The sequence below is a fragment of the Pseudomonas sp. LFS044 genome, from assembly GCF_047978245.1.
Classification (GTDB): Bacteria; Pseudomonadota; Gammaproteobacteria; order Pseudomonadales; family Pseudomonadaceae; genus Aquipseudomonas.
In genome coordinates this window covers 120,920-140,012 of sequence record NZ_JBFPFX010000013.1, presented here as the reverse complement: position 1 = coordinate 140,012, position 19,093 = coordinate 120,920, and the positions used below count along the sequence as shown (strand labels likewise).

Below are 19,093 nucleotides of genomic sequence, written 5' to 3'. Positions count from 1 at the left end.
CAATGCTCCTTACTTGGCAGCCATGCGCAGCGCGCCGTCGAGTCGTATCACCTCGCCGTTGAGCATGCTGTTCTCGATGATGTGGCGGGCCAGGGCGGCGTATTCCTGTGGCCGGCCCAGGCGCGGCGGAAACGGTACGCCGGCGGCCAGGGAGTCGCGTACTTCCTGGGTCATGCCGGCCATCATTGGCGTCTCGAAGATGCCGGGGGCGATGGTCATCACCCGGATCCCGAAGCGCGCCAGCTCACGGGCCGCAGGCAGCGTAAGGCTGGCGATCGCGCCTTTGGATGCAGCATAGGCGGCCTGGCCGATCTGCCCGTCATAAGCGGCGATCGAGGCGGTGTTGATGATCACGCCGCGCTCCCCTCCTTCTTCAGGCTGGCCCTCGGCCATGGCTGCCGCTGCAAGGCGCAGCAAATTGAAACTGCCGATCAGGTTGACGTTGATGACCTTGGTGAAGCTGGCCAGGCCATGCGGGCCCTGCTTGCCCAGCACCTTCTCGGCGCCGACGATACCGGCACAGTTGATCAGGCCATGAATACTGCCAAAAGCACTGACAGCAGCATCGACCGCAGCCTTTGCGGCCTGCTCGTCGCTGATGTCGGCGACCGCGAAACGGGCGCTGTCACCCAGTTCGCGTGCCTTGGCTTCGACGGCTTGGGCATTGAGGTCGACCAGCATGACCTTGGCACCTGCCTCGACCAGCATCTGCGCAGTGGCGGCACCCAGCCCGGAAGCCGCGCCGCTGACGATGAAATGTTTGTGGTTGATCTGCATGTGGGGTCCCTCAGGCGCTGGCGCGTGTGGCCAGCGGCGCGTGTTGTTTGGCGATTTCCTGATTGCGCAGGATGAAGCGTTGCAGCTTGCCGCTCGGCGTCTTGGGCAGCTCGCTGACGAATTCGATTTCACGCGGATAGGCGTGGGCATACAGTCGCTGGCGCACGTGCCGGCGCAAGGTATCTTCCAGCTCTGCGGTGGGTGTCACGCCTTTGGCCAGCACGACGAAGGCCTTGATCAGCTCGGTGCGCTCCGGGTCGGGCTTGCCGATGACTGCCGCTTCGATCACCGCTGGGTGCTCGATCAGCGCGCTTTCCACATCGAAAGGGCCAACCCGGTAACCGGAGGTGGTGATCACATCGTCGCTGCGGCCGACAAAGCTGATGCTGCCGTCGGCGTTGAGCTCGACGGTATCGCCGCTGAGGTAATACTTGCCGACGAACGATTGGGTAGGCACGCCGCGATAACCGCCGAACCAGCACAAGGGCGATTGCTCACGGTCGACGGCCAGAATCCCAGGTTGCCCGACCGACAGCTCCGCGCCCTGCTCATCGAGCACGACGATACGGTGGCCTGGAATGGCGAAACCGGCAGCCCCTGGATGCACGGGGTGCTGCAAGCCATGGTGGTTACACAGCACCATCCCCAGTTCGGTCTGGCCGTAGTGATCGTGGATGGTCACCCCCAGTTCGTCGGCAAACCAGCGAATGACCTCCGGGTTGAGGGGCTCGCCGGCACTGCTGACGGCCCGCAGGCGGCCTTGGATTGGCGCGGAAAACTCACTGCCCGCAGCAATCAGCAACCGATAGGCCGTAGGCGAACCGGCCAGGTTGCTGATGCCCAGCTTGTTGATGATGTGCGCGCAGCTCTCGACGCTGAACGGGCCATCGTAGAAGGTCGTGGCGTGGCCCAGCGACAACGGGCCGGTCACGGCGTAATACAGGCCATACGCCCAACCTGGATCGGCCAGGTTCCAGAAGTTGTCTTCCGGGCGCAGGTCGATCGCATCACGCATGTAGCCCTGGAAGGCGACGATGGCGCGCAGCGGCACTTCAAGGGGTTTGGCTGGGCCGGTGGTGCCCGAGGTGAACATCAACAGGAACGGGTCGTCACCCGTGCGCATGACAGGTTCACAGCCATCTGCAATGTGTTCAAGGCTGGCATGGAAATCCAGTTCGCCAGCGCGTGCTTGAACTGTGATGACCTTCGGGCAATCACTCACCTCATCCAGCTTGGCACGGTTCTGCTGGTCGGTCACGACCACGCGCGCTGCGGACTGCGCCAGGCGATGTTCGATGGCCTTGGGGCCGAAGGCAGTGAACAGCGGCTGGTAGACCGCACCCAGGCGCCAGGTGGCGAGGATGGTCACCAGCAATTCGGGGGTGCGTGGCATCAAGCCGGCAACACGGTCGCCGGCGCCTACCCCCTGGGCTTTCAGCACGTTGGCAAAGCGTGCCGCCAAGCCGGCCAGCTCATCGAAGGTATATTGCTTGCTGTCGCCATCACGGCCTTCCCACCGCAGCGCCAGCTTGCCGCTGCCAACATGGCGGTCGCAGCATTCGACACAGGCATTGAGGGCATTCAGCTGCCCGTGCAGTGCCGCGCGGGCAGCCTTGGCATGGTCGAACGAACGGGCGGCATCGGCATAATCACGCATCGTCAGACTCCTGGTTGTTATTGTTGGAGTGCACCATTGGTCTGACGATGTTGTCGCTACATGCCCTGACGGGCAATGGCCAAAGCTGTCAATCTGGATGACCGGTTTGGTCGCCAGCTGGCAGGATTGGATCTGCGTCGGGCGTCAGCATGGGTTTGGTCAGCAAGATCACCAAACGGGTTTTGTTTTGTGCAAGCTGCCTGGACAACTCATTGCTTTGTTCCCAATATGGCGCGTCGTCGATCTCACCCCGCTGTTCAAACACTTCGTCCAGACTTTCCTGGAATTGGTCGAGCAGGGGAGCAAACGCCTCCGCGTGTTGCTTTTCCACCCATTCACACCAGAAGGTCTGCTGGCTCAGGAAAGCGGCTTTCGCTTCGACTGTGGCCGCATCCCTGACGAAGGCCCGTGCAGCATCAAGATCCGCCTCGCTGACGTTGGCTATCGCACCGAACATCATCGAGCTCGGCTGGCTTGGCAGCTTCATCTCTTCGGCCAAGGCCAATCGGAAATAAAGGCTGACTTCGATGGCATCAAGGTTTGGCTTGCTCACGGTTTTTTCAGCGATGTACCTGCCGATATGTTCCTTTAACAGCGTGAGCCGGAACAACCCCTGGCCCAGCTCGAGCAACGCCTGTTGCTGCCCGGCCTCTGCTGACGATCGCGTTGCATTCTCCACCAATACAAGCAGATGCAGCTCGCTGAATAGATCGGCGACATCATCTACACAAGTAGTGCCGCGAACATAGGCATGGACGTTATTGGCCAGCTCAGTGTCGGTGTCCATGGCGTCAAGTATCGTCCACACTCGGGCGTCCAGCTCACTGCGCAGCGCCTTATTGCTGTAGTCGCTGCTTTGCTGCAGCCTGCCCAGGATCGTGTCCAGCTCACTGCGTCGTGGCTCAGCGAACAACCGATCCCACGTTTCCCCGCGCGCTTGCACATGCTCACCAGTCACCCAGACATCCCTGGCAGCAAGTAGCTGAGGCGCGGGGTGGGCGGCCGGCGGATGGACATGCACAGGGCGCGCATAGAGGCGCTCCAGTTGCGCTTCCTCAATGGCGTTGCGATGCAGCAAAATTGAGATACGGTAGCCATACGGCATTGCCTGGATGGCTGCAGGTACGTTGATCAGATGATTGGAACGCAGGTCGATCCAGCGCAATAATCGGCACCGCTCCAGGCCCTCAGGCCATTCCAGCAACCCGCACTCCCTCAGGTGCAGGCGCCTGAGCCCTGAAGCCCAGTTGCTCAGATACAAACTGCGGATCGCCGGATTGGCGCTGAGGTCCAGCTCCTGCAGCTCGGTCAGTGTGCTGAGCGCCTCAGACACACGCTCGCCGTTGCGAATACCGTTGTATGAAAGGTCCAGCCTTTCAAGCCCCCGCAGATGCCGAATGCCGACCGGTAGTGCTTCCAGGCGGTTGCGCGCCATATTCAGACGGCGAACATGCCTGAAGCAACTGAGGAAGGCATCTGGCACCACCTGCAGTGGCGTATTGACCATGGCCAGGGCGGTGATGTGATGGAAGTCGATCGCGGCATTCAGTTGAGGCAAGCTGCTCACACCATGCCCACTCAGGTCCAGAACGAAGCCGCGCAAACCATTCCCGTGGGCATCGACCGGCAACTGCCTGCGCCAGGCTTGTAGCAACCTTTGCCCAAGCAGGCGACGCGCTGCCCGTTCCCCTTCTGGCCCATCAGCTATCCACGTCCCCAGGCAATGGTCGAGCATCTGACAGTTCTGCTCTTCCAGAACCAGAGCTGCGTAGGGGTTGGCAGCGTCCAGAATGCGATTCAAATGCTCATCCATCTGCCTGGGCGAATCGCCCTGATAGAGCCTGGCCAATCGCCGCCGGGCCCGCCACCCCGGCCTGCGCAGCTGAGAGGCACTGCCGCCCAGCGGATACCCGACACGGCCATCGTCCAGCTGCTGCCCCGGATTGAACCAGCCCGGCTGCTCCTGCCAGGCCAATTGGCTCACCAGCTTTTGCCGGCCTGTGGGCAGCTGCTTGACGACCTGTCGCCGTAGCTCGCCTGCCTGATCCTCGCTGCCGAGGCCAAGGGCGGTTTTCTGTGCCGCTGTCAGTACGGTGGCAATGGCCTGGAAGAAGTCATCGGGAACGCTGCTCTGCTCTTCCAGCGGGAGGCCTTGAGCGTCATACAACCGGAACGCCCCCGCATGACGTACCATCGTTATTGGCTCTCCCTGCGATGCCTGCGTGTTGATAGCTGCCAGCAAGCGCCCCTCCGCCGACTCGAGGCGTATTTCGAGGCGACTCGAGAAAGACCAATGGTCAAGCCTGGACAGCAGTCCCAGCGCTAACTCGTCGCTGCTATCACAGAACGCGTTTCGCAGCATCACGCCTTGTACAGCACGATTCAGCCTGGCGAGCTGAAGCAGGGAGCGCGCTTTGGTGGAGACAGACAAGGGCAGCCGCTGCCGCAACTGCACCTCTTCCCGCTCGTCTGCGCTCACCTGACAGGCCAATTCGATGGCGTAATCGGTAGGCAAGCCAGGAAAATCCCGCTTCAGCACTTGAACAACAAGGTCAGAACCCGGCTCGACAAATGTGAGGTGATCTAACAGGTCCTGACGTAGTTGGATCTGTTGATCAAGAATCGCCCCATGTCGCTCGGCGGCTGTCAACTGAGCTAAATCGAGGCGCTGCTCGCACCAGTCAAGCAGCGCCAGGTCATCGGCCCCCGTCGCACCGGGCGCCAGCGACCTGAAGAAGCGCTCGATCCTTTCATCGGCCTCGAAACGGCGCAGGGTATCGCGCAAGTTCGCCGGCAAAGGACGATTCTCCACCAGGATCCCGCGCAGTTCGTCTATATCGCTGCAAGCCGCTTGCAGCACCTGCTTGGCACGTAGCTGGTCAAGGGGAATTTGCTGTGGCCAAAGGCGGGCGAGCATCTGCTGTGGGTCATTCCAGCCCATGGGCGAGTCGTCAGGTAACAGCCACAGGCGCTCGGCGTTGCGCTGCAGCACCGGCCCGTAAGCCTGTGGCCGGTCGGGATGAAGCAGCCGCCAGGCCCCGTTCTCACTCGGCTGATGCACCTCGTAATAGTGCTCGTCGACCCTTAGCCAACGGCGGTTGCCTTTGAAATACAAACCATCTGCACCCATGACCGCATCATCCGGCAATTCACGCTGGTAGATACTCAGGTCGCCGTTCCACAGCCCTTGGCTATCATCGTCCAACGTGACCGCTTCCAGGCCCTCTTCCAGCACCCTGTCGACCAAACGGCCAGCAGCGGCGCCCGCACCCCCCGCAGCCCCCGTGGCAACGACAACCTGCGCCACGTTCAGTGCATGTTGCAATGCTTCGTGGTCATGCCCCTTGGCCCAGTCTGTAACGCCTTCGAACACCTGGGCGCAAACATCCTTCAGCAACGCCCCCAACAGCACGGCCCCTACCGCGGGGATGAAGAACCCGGCCAGCCCGACCAGCCCCCAGCCAAGCGACGTCCAGTCCTCCAGGCGTTCACGGCTGGCCTCGGCATCAGCGTCTGCGGTAGGTACGAGCAGCACCTTGGCATCCGCGCGCACCCGCTCGACCTGCTCATCCACCCAGCGGGTGAACACTGTGCCGTGCCCGGTCATGCCCTCTATCTGCAGGTCAGGCACGTCATCCATCAAGCGCAATTGCAGCTGCTGGAAAAACGCGCTGCGAGCATCCAGCGCGATCAATTGCAGGAGTTCACGCTGATAACCTTGGTGCTGCAGGGCGGATACCATTTCAACTTGCAACTCCTGGGTGGAGCTGTGCCAGCGCAGTGGATTGTCGGCATCGCCAGGCATGTAGGTCACGACACCTGCACTGTTGCCATCGGCCGTTTTCAACTGGATTATCAAAGCCTCATGAACCAGCACCCCCAGCATGGACATCAGCCCTGGGTACGCCGTGAGCCTGGGCTCGGTAGCCGTGCCGCCAGGGCTTTCGGCACAGTGCTCCAGTGCGTCTCGGACATCGTTGTCGATCTTGCCCTTGAGAAAGGCGACCTGCACGGCCAGCTTGAAGCCCGCAAGCTTGTCCGCCACCAGCAGCGCCTTGTTCTGGGTGAAATGTTGATCAAGCAGTGCCTGGTACTGCTTTCCAGCATCCAATTGGCGGCACGCTTCGATCAATTGCGCGGTATTGCCAATGACCCCTTCATCGTCAGCCTGGACAACCAGACCACTGCCGCTCAAGGGGATGTCATCTTCGGCGAAGTTCTGCACCAGGCGCGACAACGCTGGCTGCACTTCAAAAGCGTCTTCCAGGTGGGGAACCGAATGGCCAACCGGTCTGCGAGTCTTCCTTCGCCACTGCAACGCGTTCAGTGTTTGCCCACTGGGCAGCATGCCTGCCAGGGCTTCGGAGAATTTGCTCTCGGCGAACGCCTGCAGGGGTACCGCTGCCTTGGTCGCCCCGGCCACGGCTATCTGGCTGGCTCTATGGCTGGCGATCAATACTCGCAGCTTGTAGATGTTGGCTTTTGAGGCACCTTTGATCCATTCAGGTAGCGATTCGGTAAAAGCCGTAGCAGCCTCTTGCATATCTTGGGCAGTGACACTGTTACGGGTACTGGGTACAGCCGGAAATGTGCGCATGAGGAACCCTCTGTGCTGATGAGAGGGCACAATCTTTCACTCATTGCGGCAACGCTTCAGAGGGAAGCCGAACAGCTGTCGCAGTCAAGGCAGACAGCCGCTCAGCAGTGAGGCTCACGCGCCTGGACCAACGCACGGTAATGGCCGGGGTTGCAGCCAAACCACTTGCGAAAGGCCTTGTAGAACGAGCTGCTGTCGGCAAACCCCAGCCGCTCGGCAATGTCCGCCATGGCGGGTTCAGCCTCGCTGAGCCAGGCAATCGCCAATTCACGTCGCACGCTGTCCTTGAGGCCTTGGTAGGTCTGCCCTTCTTCGGCCAGGCGCCGGCGCAGGGTGGAAGGTGACAAGCACAACTGCCGGGCCAGGGCGTCGGCGTCGGGCCACTGATTGGGGTGCCGATGCAACAGATCGTTGCGCACACGCCGCCCCAGGCTGGCAGGGTCGCGATACTTGACCAGAATATTGCCCGGCGCTTCGGCCAAGAAGCGTTGCAATTCCTGGGGCGTACGCTTGATTGGCAGGTCAAGGCTGTCGGCGGCAATGATCATGCGCGTACGCGGCCGATCGAATTGCAAACTTTCCGAGAACATGACCCGGTAATCATCGCAGAACGAAGGCTCAGCGCAGCGCAGGTCGATGGCCAGGATCGGGATGCGCCGGCCCGCCAGCCAGCAGGCGACGCCGTGCACGATCATCCAGAAGGTGAAATAGGTGAAGGCTCGCCGCGACTGTTCGCGGGGTTCGTTGATGACGATTTCAGCCAGGCTCTGCTGGCGTATCAGGGTTGGATGCAGGTCCGCGAGCATCAACGAAAGAAAACCCAGCGCGACGTCCAACCCCTCACCGAGCGTCGGCTGGGCCATGGCTGCACGGGTCATGAAGGCCAGGCTGCCGACGGCCAGGCCACGCGGGTCCATGGCGAAGAATTCATCGTTGCAGCGTCGCGCCAGCAGCCGCCAAAGCTGGGCATAGGCATCAGCACTCACCCGCGCCTCTGGCAGCTCAAGCTGCGCCGGGTCGATGCCGGCAGGCCGCAGCACACCGACATCGGGTTGCCCTGCCGGGCAGGTCTGCAACAGCGCTTCGCGCACCAATTGCATGGAGATGGTGTCTTTTTCGCTCATCGGCCATCCAGATTGATCTGTGCCGGCCATCTTAGGCCCGGTCAGGAAAAACACCAGCCCTGCCTCACAGGTTCGCGGCCAGGCCCAGGAATGCCTGAATCAAGCGCAGTTCGCGACGACGCTCCAGGCAGCCGATCATGTGCTGATTGACCAGGCCCTCTCCGGTGAGCGGCCGCGCCACCACACGGGGGTCGTTGGCCACCTCGGTCGACGAAACCACCCCAACGCCCAGCTGCGAAGCCACCGCCTCGGTGACCGCCTCGCGGCTGTCCAGCTCCAGCAGCACACGGGGGTGCACACCCGCTGCGGCACAGGCCTTATCGAAAGTGCGGCGGGTGGTAGAACTGGGCTCACGCAACACCATGATCTGCTGGTTAAGCTCGGCCAACGGCAAATCCCCCTCGCCGCTCGCCCAGGCATGCCCCGCCGGCAGCAGCGCGCACAGGCGCGACTCGCACAGGGCCTGCAGGTACAGGCCCTTGCGTGGCTCGATCTCGGTCAGCACGGCAACATCGGCATGTTCGGAAAGCAATGCAGCCAGCGTCTCCTGAGCATTGCCCAGGCGCAGGTTGACGGTGATGCCCGGGTAACGCTCGCGCAACTGAGCGAGCATCGGCATGACCCGGTGCGGGCCGTCCGCAGCGACCTCCAGGCGGCCAGTGAGCAACTGCCGATTGGCCTCGAGCATCGCCTGTGCTTCTTGCGCCAGGCCGAACATGGCCCGGGTAATGGCTGCCAGGCGGGTGCCCTCTTCGGTCAGCTCGACCCGCCGTGCGGTGCGCCGCAACAAGGTGATCTGGTAGTGCTCTTCCAGCGCCTTGACGTGCCCGGTGACCGCCGGCTGGCTGATGAACAACCGCGCGGCGGCGCGGGTGAAGCTGCCTTCGCGGGCAACTGCATCGAAGGCACGTAGCTGAAACAGGTTCATATTTATCGGCCTGACTTATAGCTCGAATAACAACAAACAATTTGATTGATAGGAAGGGGAATTGCAACCTAGCCCCGTAGTTTCAGCGCCAGATTATTCGGCTGACCACCCGCCGCTTGTGAGGAACCACGGAATGAGCATCGCCCCGATCCTGCTGACCCCCGGCCCCCTGACCACCTCCGCTCGCACCCGCCAAGCCATGCTGGTGGATTGGGGCTCCTGGGACCGCGACTTCAACCAACTCACTGCCAGCGTCTGCGAACAATTGCTCGCCATCATCGACGGCAGCGCCAGCCACCACTGCGTCCCTCTGCAGGGCAGTGGCACCTTTGCCGTGGAAGCCGCCATCGGCACCCTGGTACCACGCGACGGCAAGGTGCTGGTATTGATCAACGGCGCCTACGGTCAACGCCTGGCAAAGATCTGCAAGGTTCTGGGGCGCACCTACACTACTTTCGAAACCGCCGAAGATCAGCCGACCACTGCTGCCGATGTCGATCGCCTGCTGGCCGCTGACCCGGCCGTGACCCACGTGGCGTTGATCCACTGCGAAACCAGCACCGGTATCCTCAACCCGCTGCCGGAGATCGCCCAGGTGATCAAGCGCCACGGCAAGCGCCTGATCATCGATGCCATGAGTTCGTTCGGCGCGCTGCCGATCGATGCCCGCGCAATCCCCTTCGAGGCGCTGATCGCCGCCTCTGGAAAATGCCTGGAAGGCGTACCGGGCATGGGCTTCGTCTTCGTCGAAAAAACCGCACTGGCCGCCGCCGAAGGCAACGCCCACTCGCTGGCCATGGACCTGCACGATCAGCACACGTACATGGCCAAGACCGGCCAGTGGCGCTTCACGCCGCCCACGCACGTCGTGGCTGCACTGCATGAGGCGCTGCAGCAATACAACGAGGAAGGCGGCCTGCCCGCCCGCCACCAGCGCTACGCCAATAACTGCAAGACGCTACTCGACGGCATGGCTGCCATCGGCCTGCGCAGCTTCCTGCCGGCCGACATCCAGGCGCCGATCATCGTCACCTTCCACGCCCCTGACGACACTCGCTATCAGTTCACGGATTTCTACCAACGGGTCAAAGCCAAGGGCTTCATCCTCTACCCAGGCAAGCTGACCCAGGTCGAGACCTTCCGCGTCGGCTGCATAGGCGTGGTCGGCCCGGACGGCATGCAAGCCGCTGTAAATGCCGTGGCCGACGTGCTACGGGAAATGGAAGTACTGGATATCTGACCCTTTGCCCACCCGATTTCAGGAATCAGCGCACATGAACTACAGCAACCCTACCCAGCTGCAAGCCGCCATCCTCGACTGGGCCGGCACCGTGGTCGACTTCGGCTCCTTCGCCCCGACGCAGATCTTTGTCGAAGCCTTCGCCGAGTTCGACGTGCAGGTGTCCATTGAAGAAGCCCGTGGCCCGATGGGCATGGGCAAGTGGGACCACATACGCACCCTGTGCGACGTGCCTGCCATCGCCGAGCGTTACCGCACAGTATTCGGCCGCACCCCGACTGACGATGACGTCACCGCCATCTACAACCGCTTCATGCCCCTGCAGATCGAAAAGATCGCTGTGCACTCGGCGCTGATCCCTGGCGCCCTGGACACCCTCACCGGCTTGCGCAAGGGCGGCCTGAAGATCGGCTCGTGCTCGGGCTACCCGAAAGTGGTGATGGACAAGGTGGTGGAGCTGGCGGCGCAGAACGGCTATGTCGCCGACCACGTGGTGGCCACCGACGAAACCCCGAACGGCCGCCCATGGCCGGCCCAGGCACTGGCCAACGTGATTGCCCTGGGCATCGACGATGTGGCGGCCTGTGTGAAGGTTGACGATACCGTGCCGGGCATCCTGGAAGGTCGCCGCGCCGGCATGTGGACTGTGGCCCTGGTGTGCTCCGGCAACGCGCTGGGCCTGACCTGGGAAGGTTACCGTGCCTTGAGCGCAGAGAAGCTGGAGAGCGAGCGCAAGCGTATTCACGCAATGTTCGAAAGCTCGCGCCCGCACTACCTGATCGACACCATCAATGAACTGCCCGAGGTGATCGCCGACATCAACCGGCGCTTGGTCAAGGGTGAGATGCCGCAGGCGTTCTGACGCAGCGGTGCTGCCCCCATCGCGGGCAAGAGCGTGCCCACAGCTTCGCCATCGAACCTGTGGGCGCGGTCTACCCGCAAAAGCGCCTGTTCGTCACGCGGGGGAACAAGGTCAGCGAATACGGCCGCGCCCCGCACTCAACCTCGACTTCTTTCCAGGCTGCGAACGAGCCGCAAGGTGAGCTCCAGCCTCAAGGCATGGGTATCGGCGTCCTGCTCATTGTCCAACTCGTCAAGGTCGTTCCGGTACTGCGGCTCACCCAACTGAGCGCGCTGCCCTTCGATCACGTTGCGCCTCTGCTCGTAGAGTTGTACCAGGTCGTTGAAAGGTTCAGCATTCACCAGTGCCAGGTGTCGCCGCCAGAACGAGCGTCGACACAGGCTAGCGGCCAAGTGTTCAGGTGTTTCGGCCTCACGTAAGGCACGCAATGCCTCCAGCAACTGGTCCTCGGTTACCCTACCGTCCTGCGATTCGCGCATTGCCAGCGGCTGTCGGGGCAAGCTCAAGCGCTGCCGCAGACGCACCCGATAGCCCAGGATAATGGCTGTACGGTCTACGGGTACTCGCAACGTCTGACGTTGGGCGATATCCCGTCGCGCGTACTGGTCCAGAAAATCCAGGCGCATGAGCGCCCGCCCCAGATCCACCAGGTCGGCACTCCGCCCAGCCGCTACAAGGGCCTCTGCCCGGGCGATATGCAAGCGTAAAGTCAACTGGCTGAAGCGCTCGATAGCCGCGTTGTGATCCATCAGCGGCCGCTCCATCAATCCGTCGATTTGCCCGCGAAATTCCGCATTGTGTTCCCATTCGTTCAGCACATCCCAACCCTGCTCGATCAGATACGATCGCGGCCAGCTGAAGTCGGCGAACTCGATAAGTTCGCTCAACAGTGCAACAAGCCGTGCCCCAGTTACCGATGCCGTCAATGCGCTCCAACGAGTGTCACGAACAACCCGCAGTGCGGCATCCTCGCCGACCCACCATGCACGGGCATCGGTCGCCGCGATCCGCAACTGCGCCGGCTCTTCCGGAATGCTGTCCAACGCATAGAAACGCTGCAATGCCTGGCTAGATAAAGGGTTGCCGTCGAGTTGAAAAATGCGGCGAAACTCATAAGGCATCTGCAGCAAGACATCAGGCGCAGCGTGCAGCTGGTTGTCACGCAAGTCAGCTATTTCGAGAAAGCCACAGAGCTCCACACCCTCCGGCCAGGCACCCAAACGACAATTGCGCATAAAGAGGCTCACCATGTGCGACAGGTGATTGAACCTCATTGCGAACTGGCCCAGCGGATTGTGGCTGAGATCGAGATAGGCAAGACGCGGCAGCGTGCTCAAGGCCTGCTGGGCTGCCGCATCCAATCGGATGTTATTACGCGCCAAGCGCAGCTCGCGCAGTTCGATCAGGTATGAAATACCCTCGGGAATGCGCAGCAGCGTATTCCCCCCCATATTCAACACCTGCAAGCTGGTGAATGAACTGAGAAACTGTGTCGGCACTCCGGTAATCGTTGTACCCTCCATCACCAATGAAGTGATGAAAGTGAAATTCAGGCGCAGGGGTAACTCTGGAAGCGTGGTGATATTCAGGCCGGTGAGGGTCAGGCGCTGCCCTGCTACACCGCCATTGTCGGCGGGGAAACGCTCGCCCTGCGCAGCCCAGGCGCTTCGCATGCGCTGGGCAACGTAACCCCGCGTGCGCCGCCGGGTATCGTTGAGCTCACTCCCCTGCCAGCGCTGCAGCGCCCTTTCCAGTTGCTCATGCTCGTTCTGCACCTCGAGCAGAAGCTCGTACGCCGATGCCTGTCCTTCAAGCCTGCGTTGCAGCTCCTCGTCAATCTGCGCTTCGCTCAAGCCAGGAAAGTACCGGCGCAGACCGTCTCGCAACACGTCCCTTGGGGTTCTGCGCTGGCCTTGACCACGACCACTGAGCAAGTAACCGACCCGGCCATCGTCCAGGCGTTGCCCGGGGTTGATCCAGCGTGCACGTTCCGGCCATTCCAGGAAACGCGCAATTTCTTCATGAGTTCGAGGCAGTTGCTCCAGCGCCCGAGCCAGGAGCAGCTGACTTGCATCGTCACTCCCCGCTATTCCCAACTCGACACGCTGAGCGGGGGTTAGCAGTGCGACGACTACCTGGAAGAGATCTCCTGGGTCGCCTGCTGAAACCGTGACCTCGCCGCCATTGGCCGCGAAAACATTGAACTTTCCGTTCTGGTGGACGAGTATCCGCAACGGCGTCCCTTGTTCCTGCGCCACCAGGCTTGCAACAACACGCCCGTCAACTTCACCTTCACACAGATTGATGTTGATGGTCCGAGGCCCCAGCTGATTGAGCAATGCGAATACCAATTCGCCTGTCTCGGTGGCATATCCATTGGCCAGGTAGAGGCCCGCCAAGGCCTTGTTGATTCTCGCAACACGCAATAACGACGCCGCCTTGAGCGCCAAAGCCAGGGGCAGCTTGCCGGTTCTGAACCCTTCATTGTGTTCTACTGTACTGGCCTCGCCTGCCAGCATCTGAGCATACGCATCCCCCAACCCAGGAAAATCCCTCTTCAACTGCTGCAGCAACGGGTCATCGCCAACACGGTCCAGACGCGTCAGGTGCGCGTAAAGCTTGCCACGCAGTTGCAGCTTCGCCCCCAGCACCTGCGCAATGCCTTTGCCGACATCGGGAGATGACTCGCACCACGTCAGCAGTTCCTCGTCCTGTGCATCCAGACGTTTGCGCTGCAAATGATCGAAGAAGCGCTCGATCAGCCCGTCCGCTTCAAAGCTGCGCAGGGTTTCCCGCAGGTTGACAGGCAACGCTCGGTTTTCCATCAGGATGCCGCGCAGCTCGTCTTGATCGACCCCTGCTACGCGCAGTACCTGCTCGGCCCGCTGCGCGTCTATCATCGGGTGCTGTGGCCACAACCTGTCAAGCATCTGCGCGTTGTCAGCCCACACCCAGGGCCGTTCGCAAATCGGCCGCCAGCAGCGCTCGTCGTTATGCAGCACGACGGGCTCGTAAGCGCCTGAACGTCGTGAATGGCGGAGCCGATAGGGGCCCTCAGGTTCGGGCCGATGCACTTCATAGTAACGCGAACCGGAGCGCAGCCAGCGCTGACTGCCATCGCCATACAAGCCGTCGGAACGCAGGCTGATATTTTCAGGTACCGACTCGTAAGGTACGAGGCTGTCGTCCCACAAACGCTGAGTGCCGGTTCGCACATTGACGGGCTCCAGGGCAGCTACCCAGGCGCTGCGCAACACAATCACGCCAACCACGGTCGCCGTTGTCGCTACCAGCGCTTCGGCGACACCGAGCATATGCTCCAATGCTTCATGCCGGTGGCCCTCGTACCAGTCCTGCGCGCCTTCGAAGACCTCACCCAAGGTCTGCAGTACCAGTTGCCCCAGCAACACGGCCCCGACCACCGGGATGAACAGCCCTGCCAGATTGATCAGGTTGAGGCCTGCCGACTTCCAGGCCTCGTGCCTGGCGCGGGCTGCCTTGGCATCGGCCTCGGCGGTTGGCACCAACAGCATCCGCGCATCTGCCATGGTGCGCTCGACCTGGGCGCTGGCCAGCGCTGTAAAAATGCTGCCCTGAATCACAACACCTTCCATCTCAAGATCAGGGGATGGGTCTTGGAGACGCTTGCCGAGCAGGTCGACAAAATTGGCCCGAGCGCTCAGGCTGATCAACTGAGAGAAAAACGAGCGATAGGTTTTACCTTGCAGCAAGGTGGCCATGGCGCTGTTCATCGACGCTTCATCAGCAAAATAGCGCAAGGCCTGCTGCGGATCGCTTGGCAAGTAGAGCAGGATACCCTTCTGCGTACCCTGCACATTGCGCAACCGGACGAGCATGCCGTCGGCTGCTGCCTGGCCAAGCACCTGCAAAGTGCCACCATAACCGCGCAGCCCCGACTTATGAAGGTGCGACTCTGCACGGGTCATCTCGAGCAGCGCTATTTCCACCTCGGCCGTAATGTCGCCTTTCATCGCTGCAATCTTGCCTGCCAACGCAAGCCCGGATCGCTTGTCGTCGGCCAGAATACTCAAGGCCGTAGCATTGAATATCCGTTCCAGTTCATCCTGGTACTTTTGCCCCACATCCAGCCCTCTGCACTCGGCCGCAAGCAACGTTTCCGAGATTGACAACACCTCATCATGCCCCGGCGCGACCAGGCCAGAGCCTGCGTATAAGGGGCTGTCAGATTCGAAGTTGCTCATCAGCCTCAAGATGCCGACGGTGCGTGATGCCTGGTAACCAAACGCCTGCATGTCAGAGCTGCCGAGCGTACCGATCCAGGGCGTCACTTCCAGCCACTCGAGCTGCGAAAACTCCACCCCCGCAGGCAGCGGCTTGGCCAACAGCGACTTGAGATGCTTTTCGGCGAATACATCCAGCGGTTCAAGCTTGAGGGTGAGCCCACGCAGGCGCGCCTGGCTGGCCTGATGGGCATTGAAGGCGGCACGCAACCTCGTCATCTGGGCACGCGAGGCGCGCTTCAACCACGCTGGCAGCCTTGCGGCGATAAAGTCGTCAGTGGCAGCAAGGGTCTTTTCATCGACCGTGCGTGTCGCCGAGGAATTGTGCGTCATTGTCGCTCCAGCAATCAGGTTCAGGAGCGCCAATACTGTAGGAGGGCCTCGGCATCACCGCAGTTGGAATGGATGCCGCGTGCACGGCTGGCGAGGCCGTGCCTGGCATCCGGTGAGGGCTTGAATTCAGACCGCCCGGTTCAACTTCACCCACGAAGCGAACTTGTCGATAAAGCCCTGCAAGAACGGCCGGGTCTTGTCACCGAGCTTGCCGCTGTCCTCGAACAGGGTCGCCGCCCCACCGATATAGGCCTCTGGCATCTGCATGCACGGCATGTCGAGGAACACCAGCGACTGACGCACGGCATGGTTGGCACCGAACCCGCCAATGGCCCCCGGCGACACGCTGACCACCGCAGCCGGCTTGCCACTCCAGGCGCTTTGCCCATACGGCCGTGAGCCCACGTCGATGGCATTCTTCAGCGCGCCGGGTACTGAACGGTTGTATTCCGGGGTAACGAACAGCACCGCATCACTGTGGCGGATCTCGTCGCGAAAACGTTTCCAGGGCTCTGGCACGCCAGCCGCCTCGACATCTTCGTTGTACAACGGCAAGTCGCCGATCTCTATGATTTTCAGGTTGAGACTGGACGGCGCCAGCTCTGCAAGGGCGCGGGCCACCTTGCGGTTGTAGGAGTCCTTGCGCAAGCTGCCGACGACGACCGCTACCGAATACACCTGGCTCATGGCGATTTCCAACCTTTGCTGGGTAAGAGACTTGGTAGTTATAGATGACCGTTCTTCGGCGCTTTGGTTTTTTTTAACGGAGCGGAAAACTTCCGGGTACCTTCCACGGTCTATTCAGGCAGACATTTCCTACGTATTTCAGAGGTTTTCACCTAAATGGCAGCAGTAATGGTCGGCCAATTCCACGCCCGTGACGCCGAAGGCCGTATCTACCCCGTTCACGAGTTCCAGGAGTCCACCCTGCAGACCGATGGCAGCGCCCTGGGCTCGCCGATCACCACCTATCGCCTGGCCATCGGCGACCGGGTCAACCACCTGGGTGAAGACCGCTTCGAACTGGCACAAACGGGCGTCGAAATCATTCGCATTCCTTGACGCAGTCCACGGTGTAGGTGCCGGTCTCGTTCTGCAGGCCATGCACATCGGCGACGAAGCCCGGGAAGCCGCTGTTGAAGGCACGGGCAAACGCCAGGTATTCCAGGATCGAGCGGGTCGCTTCGGTGAATCGCTCGCCTGGCATGATCAACGGAATGCCGGGTGGGTACGGCACCAGCATCACCGCCGCGATGCGGCCGAGCAGCGCTTCTATCGGCACCGCCTCCACCTCTCCCCGCACCATCTGGTCGTAAGCCCGAGCCGGGCTGAGTGCTGCATCCGGCAAACGGCTGAATAGCCGTTTGAGCTGCTTGGCCGTGGCATTCACGCGGTAGCAGTCATGCAGTTGGTCGCACAGGTCACGCAAGCCGATACCTTGATAGCGCGCCCCATCGACCGCAACGATGCTGGGCAGGCACAGATTCAAAGCAGTGTTGGCATCATAATGGCGCTTGAATTCCAGCAGTTCGGTCAGCAGCGTGCTCCACTTGCCTTTGGTGATACCCATGGAGAACAGCACCAGGAAGCTGTACAGGCCGGTCTTCTCCACCACCAACCCGCGCTCCCAGAGAAACTTGCTGACCACCGCCGCTGGAATGCCATGCTCGCCTGGAACGCCGTCGGCACTCAGCCCTGGCATCACCAGGGTGACCTTGAGCGGGTCGAGCAGCACATAATCGTCAGCCACCTCGCCAAAGCCATGCCAATGCGCCCCCGGCTGCAGCAGCCAGTCGTGCGCGGCCAATAGGGCAATGCCCTCTGCTGCCGGCGGTTGCCAGATACTGAACCACCAATCGTGCGCAGCGATGTGCTCGCGCAGGTTGGCCAGGGCACGACGAAAGCTCAACGCCTCGTCGAACATTTCCTGCAGCAGCGACCGCCCGGCGGGGCCTTCCATCATGGTCGACGCTACATCCAGTGACGCCAGGATGCTGTACTGCGGGGAAGTGGAGATGTGCATCATGAATGCTTCGTTGAAGCGGTCGCGGTCCAGTTGCCGCTGCGCACCGTCCTGCACGTGGATCATCGACGCCTGGCTGAAGGCTGCCAGCAGCTTGTGCGTCGAATGAGTGCTGAACACCAGCGGGCTCCCCTCCGTGCACTCGGTGCCCATGGCATAGCGGCCGGTGAAGAACTCATGAAACGCCGCATAGGCGAACCAGGCCTCGTCAAAATGCAGCACCTCGGCGCTGCTGCCCAGGGCCTGCTTGATCAGCCCGGCGTGGTAGCACAGGCCGTCATAGGTGGAGTTGGTCACGACCGCCAGCTTGATGCGCGGTTCACGGCCCTTGGCCAAAGGGTTGGCCAGTATCTTGGACTGGATCGACTCGGGGCTGAACTCACTGAGAGGAATCGGCCCGATGATGCCTAGCTCATTGCGCTCCGGGCACAGGTAGATGGGGATGGCGCCCGTCATGATGATTGCGTGCACTACCGACTTGTGGCAGTTGCGATCCACCAGCACCAGGTCGTCGCGGCCGACCATGGCGTGCCAGACAATCTTGTTGGCGGTGGAGGTGCCGTTGATGACGAAGAACGTGTGGTCGGCACCGAAGTTGCGCGCGGCGCGGGCTTCGGCCTCGGCCAAGGGCCCGGTATGGTCGAGCAATGAACCTAGCTCCGGCACCGAGACCGACAGGTCCGAGCGCAGCGTGTTCTCGCCAAAGAATTGATGGAAGGCCTGGCCCACCGGGCTTTTGCGGTAGGCCACACCACCGCCATGGCCGGGCGTATGCCAGGAATAGTTGGATTGTGCGGTGTGCTGCACCAGGGCCTTGAAGAACGGCGGCAGCAGGCCGTCGAGGTAATTGTGCGCGGCACGGGCCACCTGGCGGGCCAGGAAGGGCACGGTGTCTTCGAACAGGTAGAGGATGCCGCGTAGCTGGTTGAGCTCGCTCATGGCCTCGGCGGGGGCGTTTTCCAGGGTGACCTGTTCGCCAAGGGCGAAGATCGGCAGGTTCGGCGCACGCTGGCGGGCCAGGCGAATCAGCTCGGCGATGTTCTGCAGCAGGTGGGTGTTTTCGCCAATGCCTTCAGCGGCGATCAGCATGCAGGCCAGGCCGTGATGGGTCGCGGCAACCAGGCGCGCTTCGGCGTTATCCGCGGCGGCGAGGATGGCGAAACCGTCCTGGCGCAGCTCTTCGGCGATCCCCCGCACGCGTTCGCCGGCAACACTGTCGGCCTTGATGGCGCGGTGGACGATGAGGATCGGGAACTTGAGGTCCTTGTACATCAGGCGGCTACCTCCGAA

General features: G+C 61.7%; 11 protein-coding genes. 3 read left to right on the top strand and 8 right to left on the bottom strand.

All coding sequences use genetic code 11. The features are described from left to right. Positions 1-9: 9 nt before the first annotated feature. The 5 genes from ACNQPL_RS13470 to ACNQPL_RS13450 form a co-directional block, all read right to left on the bottom strand. The gene (locus ACNQPL_RS13470; protein ID WP_416467010.1) at positions 10-777 is read right to left on the bottom strand and encodes an SDR family NAD(P)-dependent oxidoreductase; all 768 of its coding nucleotides are present in this window, start codon (positions 775-777) and stop codon (positions 10-12) included. 10 nt (positions 778-787) lie between these two features. Next, positions 788-2,434, bottom strand: a complete 1,647-nt coding sequence (locus tag ACNQPL_RS13465) for an AMP-binding protein (RefSeq protein WP_416467009.1) — start codon at positions 2,432-2,434, stop codon at positions 788-790. Between the two features lie 88 nt (positions 2,435-2,522). After that, positions 2,523-7,031, bottom strand: coding sequence for an NEL-type E3 ubiquitin ligase domain-containing protein (locus ACNQPL_RS13460; RefSeq protein WP_416467008.1), 4,509 nt, complete (start codon positions 7,029-7,031; stop codon positions 2,523-2,525). Between the two features lie 101 nt (positions 7,032-7,132). Continuing rightward, positions 7,133-8,155 (bottom strand): AraC family transcriptional regulator, encoded by a 1,023-nt coding sequence (locus ACNQPL_RS13455; RefSeq protein WP_416467007.1) that lies wholly within the window; start codon positions 8,153-8,155, stop codon positions 7,133-7,135. Between the two features lie 64 nt (positions 8,156-8,219). Continuing rightward, positions 8,220-9,083, bottom strand: a complete 864-nt coding sequence (locus ACNQPL_RS13450) for a LysR substrate-binding domain-containing protein (RefSeq protein ID WP_346615098.1) — start codon at positions 9,081-9,083, stop codon at positions 8,220-8,222. Positions 9,084-9,216: 133 nt separating this feature from the next. Between ACNQPL_RS13450 and ACNQPL_RS13445 the strand changes: the two genes are divergently transcribed. After that, entirely contained in the window at positions 9,217-10,323 is a 1,107-nt protein-coding gene (locus tag ACNQPL_RS13445; RefSeq protein WP_416467006.1) for a 2-aminoethylphosphonate--pyruvate transaminase, read from the top strand. A 34-nt stretch (positions 10,324-10,357) separates the two neighbouring features. Then, positions 10,358-11,185 carry a phosphonoacetaldehyde hydrolase gene (phnX, locus tag ACNQPL_RS13440; protein ID WP_416467005.1) on the top strand — a complete coding sequence of 276 codons (828 nt, stop codon included), beginning with the start codon at positions 10,358-10,360 and terminating at the stop codon, positions 11,183-11,185. Between the two features lie 137 nt (positions 11,186-11,322). On the opposite strand, the gene ACNQPL_RS13435 is transcribed toward phnX, so the two are convergent. Continuing rightward, positions 11,323-15,780 carry an NEL-type E3 ubiquitin ligase domain-containing protein gene (locus ACNQPL_RS13435; RefSeq protein ID WP_416467004.1) on the bottom strand — a complete coding sequence of 1,486 codons (4,458 nt, stop codon included), beginning with the start codon at positions 15,778-15,780 and terminating at the stop codon, positions 11,323-11,325. Positions 15,781-15,906: 126 nt separating this feature from the next. Next, a complete protein-coding gene (locus tag ACNQPL_RS13430) occupies positions 15,907-16,467 on the bottom strand; it encodes an NADPH-dependent FMN reductase (RefSeq protein ID WP_346615102.1) in 561 nt (186 codons plus the stop codon). Positions 16,468-16,623: 156 nt separating this feature from the next. On the opposite strand from ACNQPL_RS13430, the gene ACNQPL_RS13425 reads away from it, so the two are divergent. After that, on the top strand, positions 16,624-16,842 hold the full coding sequence (locus ACNQPL_RS13425; RefSeq protein WP_346615103.1) for a hypothetical protein: 219 nt from the start codon (positions 16,624-16,626) through the stop codon (positions 16,840-16,842). On the opposite strand, the gene ACNQPL_RS13420 is transcribed toward ACNQPL_RS13425, so the two are convergent. Then, positions 16,826-19,075, bottom strand: coding sequence for an Orn/Lys/Arg decarboxylase N-terminal domain-containing protein (locus ACNQPL_RS13420; protein WP_416467003.1), 2,250 nt, complete (start codon positions 19,073-19,075; stop codon positions 16,826-16,828). The two genes, ACNQPL_RS13425 and ACNQPL_RS13420, sit on opposite strands and share 17 nt — an antisense overlap. Positions 19,076-19,093: the final 18 nt, after the last annotated feature.

Bases quoted from the DNA above. Each gene is read 5' to 3' on its own strand.
- ACNQPL_RS13465 (WP_416467009.1), bottom strand. From the start codon at position 2,434: ATGCGTGATTATGCCGATGCCGCCCGTTCGTTCGACCATGCCAAGGCT.
- ACNQPL_RS13460 (WP_416467008.1), bottom strand. From the start codon at position 7,031: ATGCGCACATTTCCGGCTGTACCCAGTACCCGTAACAGTGTCACTGCC.
- ACNQPL_RS13455 (WP_416467007.1), bottom strand. From the start codon at position 8,155: ATGAGCGAAAAAGACACCATCTCCATGCAATTGGTGCGCGAAGCGCTG.
- phnX (WP_416467005.1), top strand. From the start codon at position 10,358: ATGAACTACAGCAACCCTACCCAGCTGCAAGCCGCCATCCTCGACTGG.
- ACNQPL_RS13445 (WP_416467006.1), top strand. From the start codon at position 9,217: ATGAGCATCGCCCCGATCCTGCTGACCCCCGGCCCCCTGACCACCTCC.
- ACNQPL_RS13430 (WP_346615102.1), bottom strand. From the start codon at position 16,467: ATGAGCCAGGTGTATTCGGTAGCGGTCGTCGTCGGCAGCTTGCGCAAG.
- ACNQPL_RS13470 (WP_416467010.1), bottom strand. From the start codon at position 777: ATGCAGATCAACCACAAACATTTCATCGTCAGCGGCGCGGCTTCCGGG.
- ACNQPL_RS13425 (WP_346615103.1), top strand. From the start codon at position 16,624: ATGGCAGCAGTAATGGTCGGCCAATTCCACGCCCGTGACGCCGAAGGC.
- ACNQPL_RS13450 (WP_346615098.1), bottom strand. From the start codon at position 9,083: ATGAACCTGTTTCAGCTACGTGCCTTCGATGCAGTTGCCCGCGAAGGC.
- ACNQPL_RS13420 (WP_416467003.1), bottom strand. From the start codon at position 19,075: ATGTACAAGGACCTCAAGTTCCCGATCCTCATCGTCCACCGCGCCATC.
- ACNQPL_RS13435 (WP_416467004.1), bottom strand. From the start codon at position 15,780: ATGACGCACAATTCCTCGGCGACACGCACGGTCGATGAAAAGACCCTT.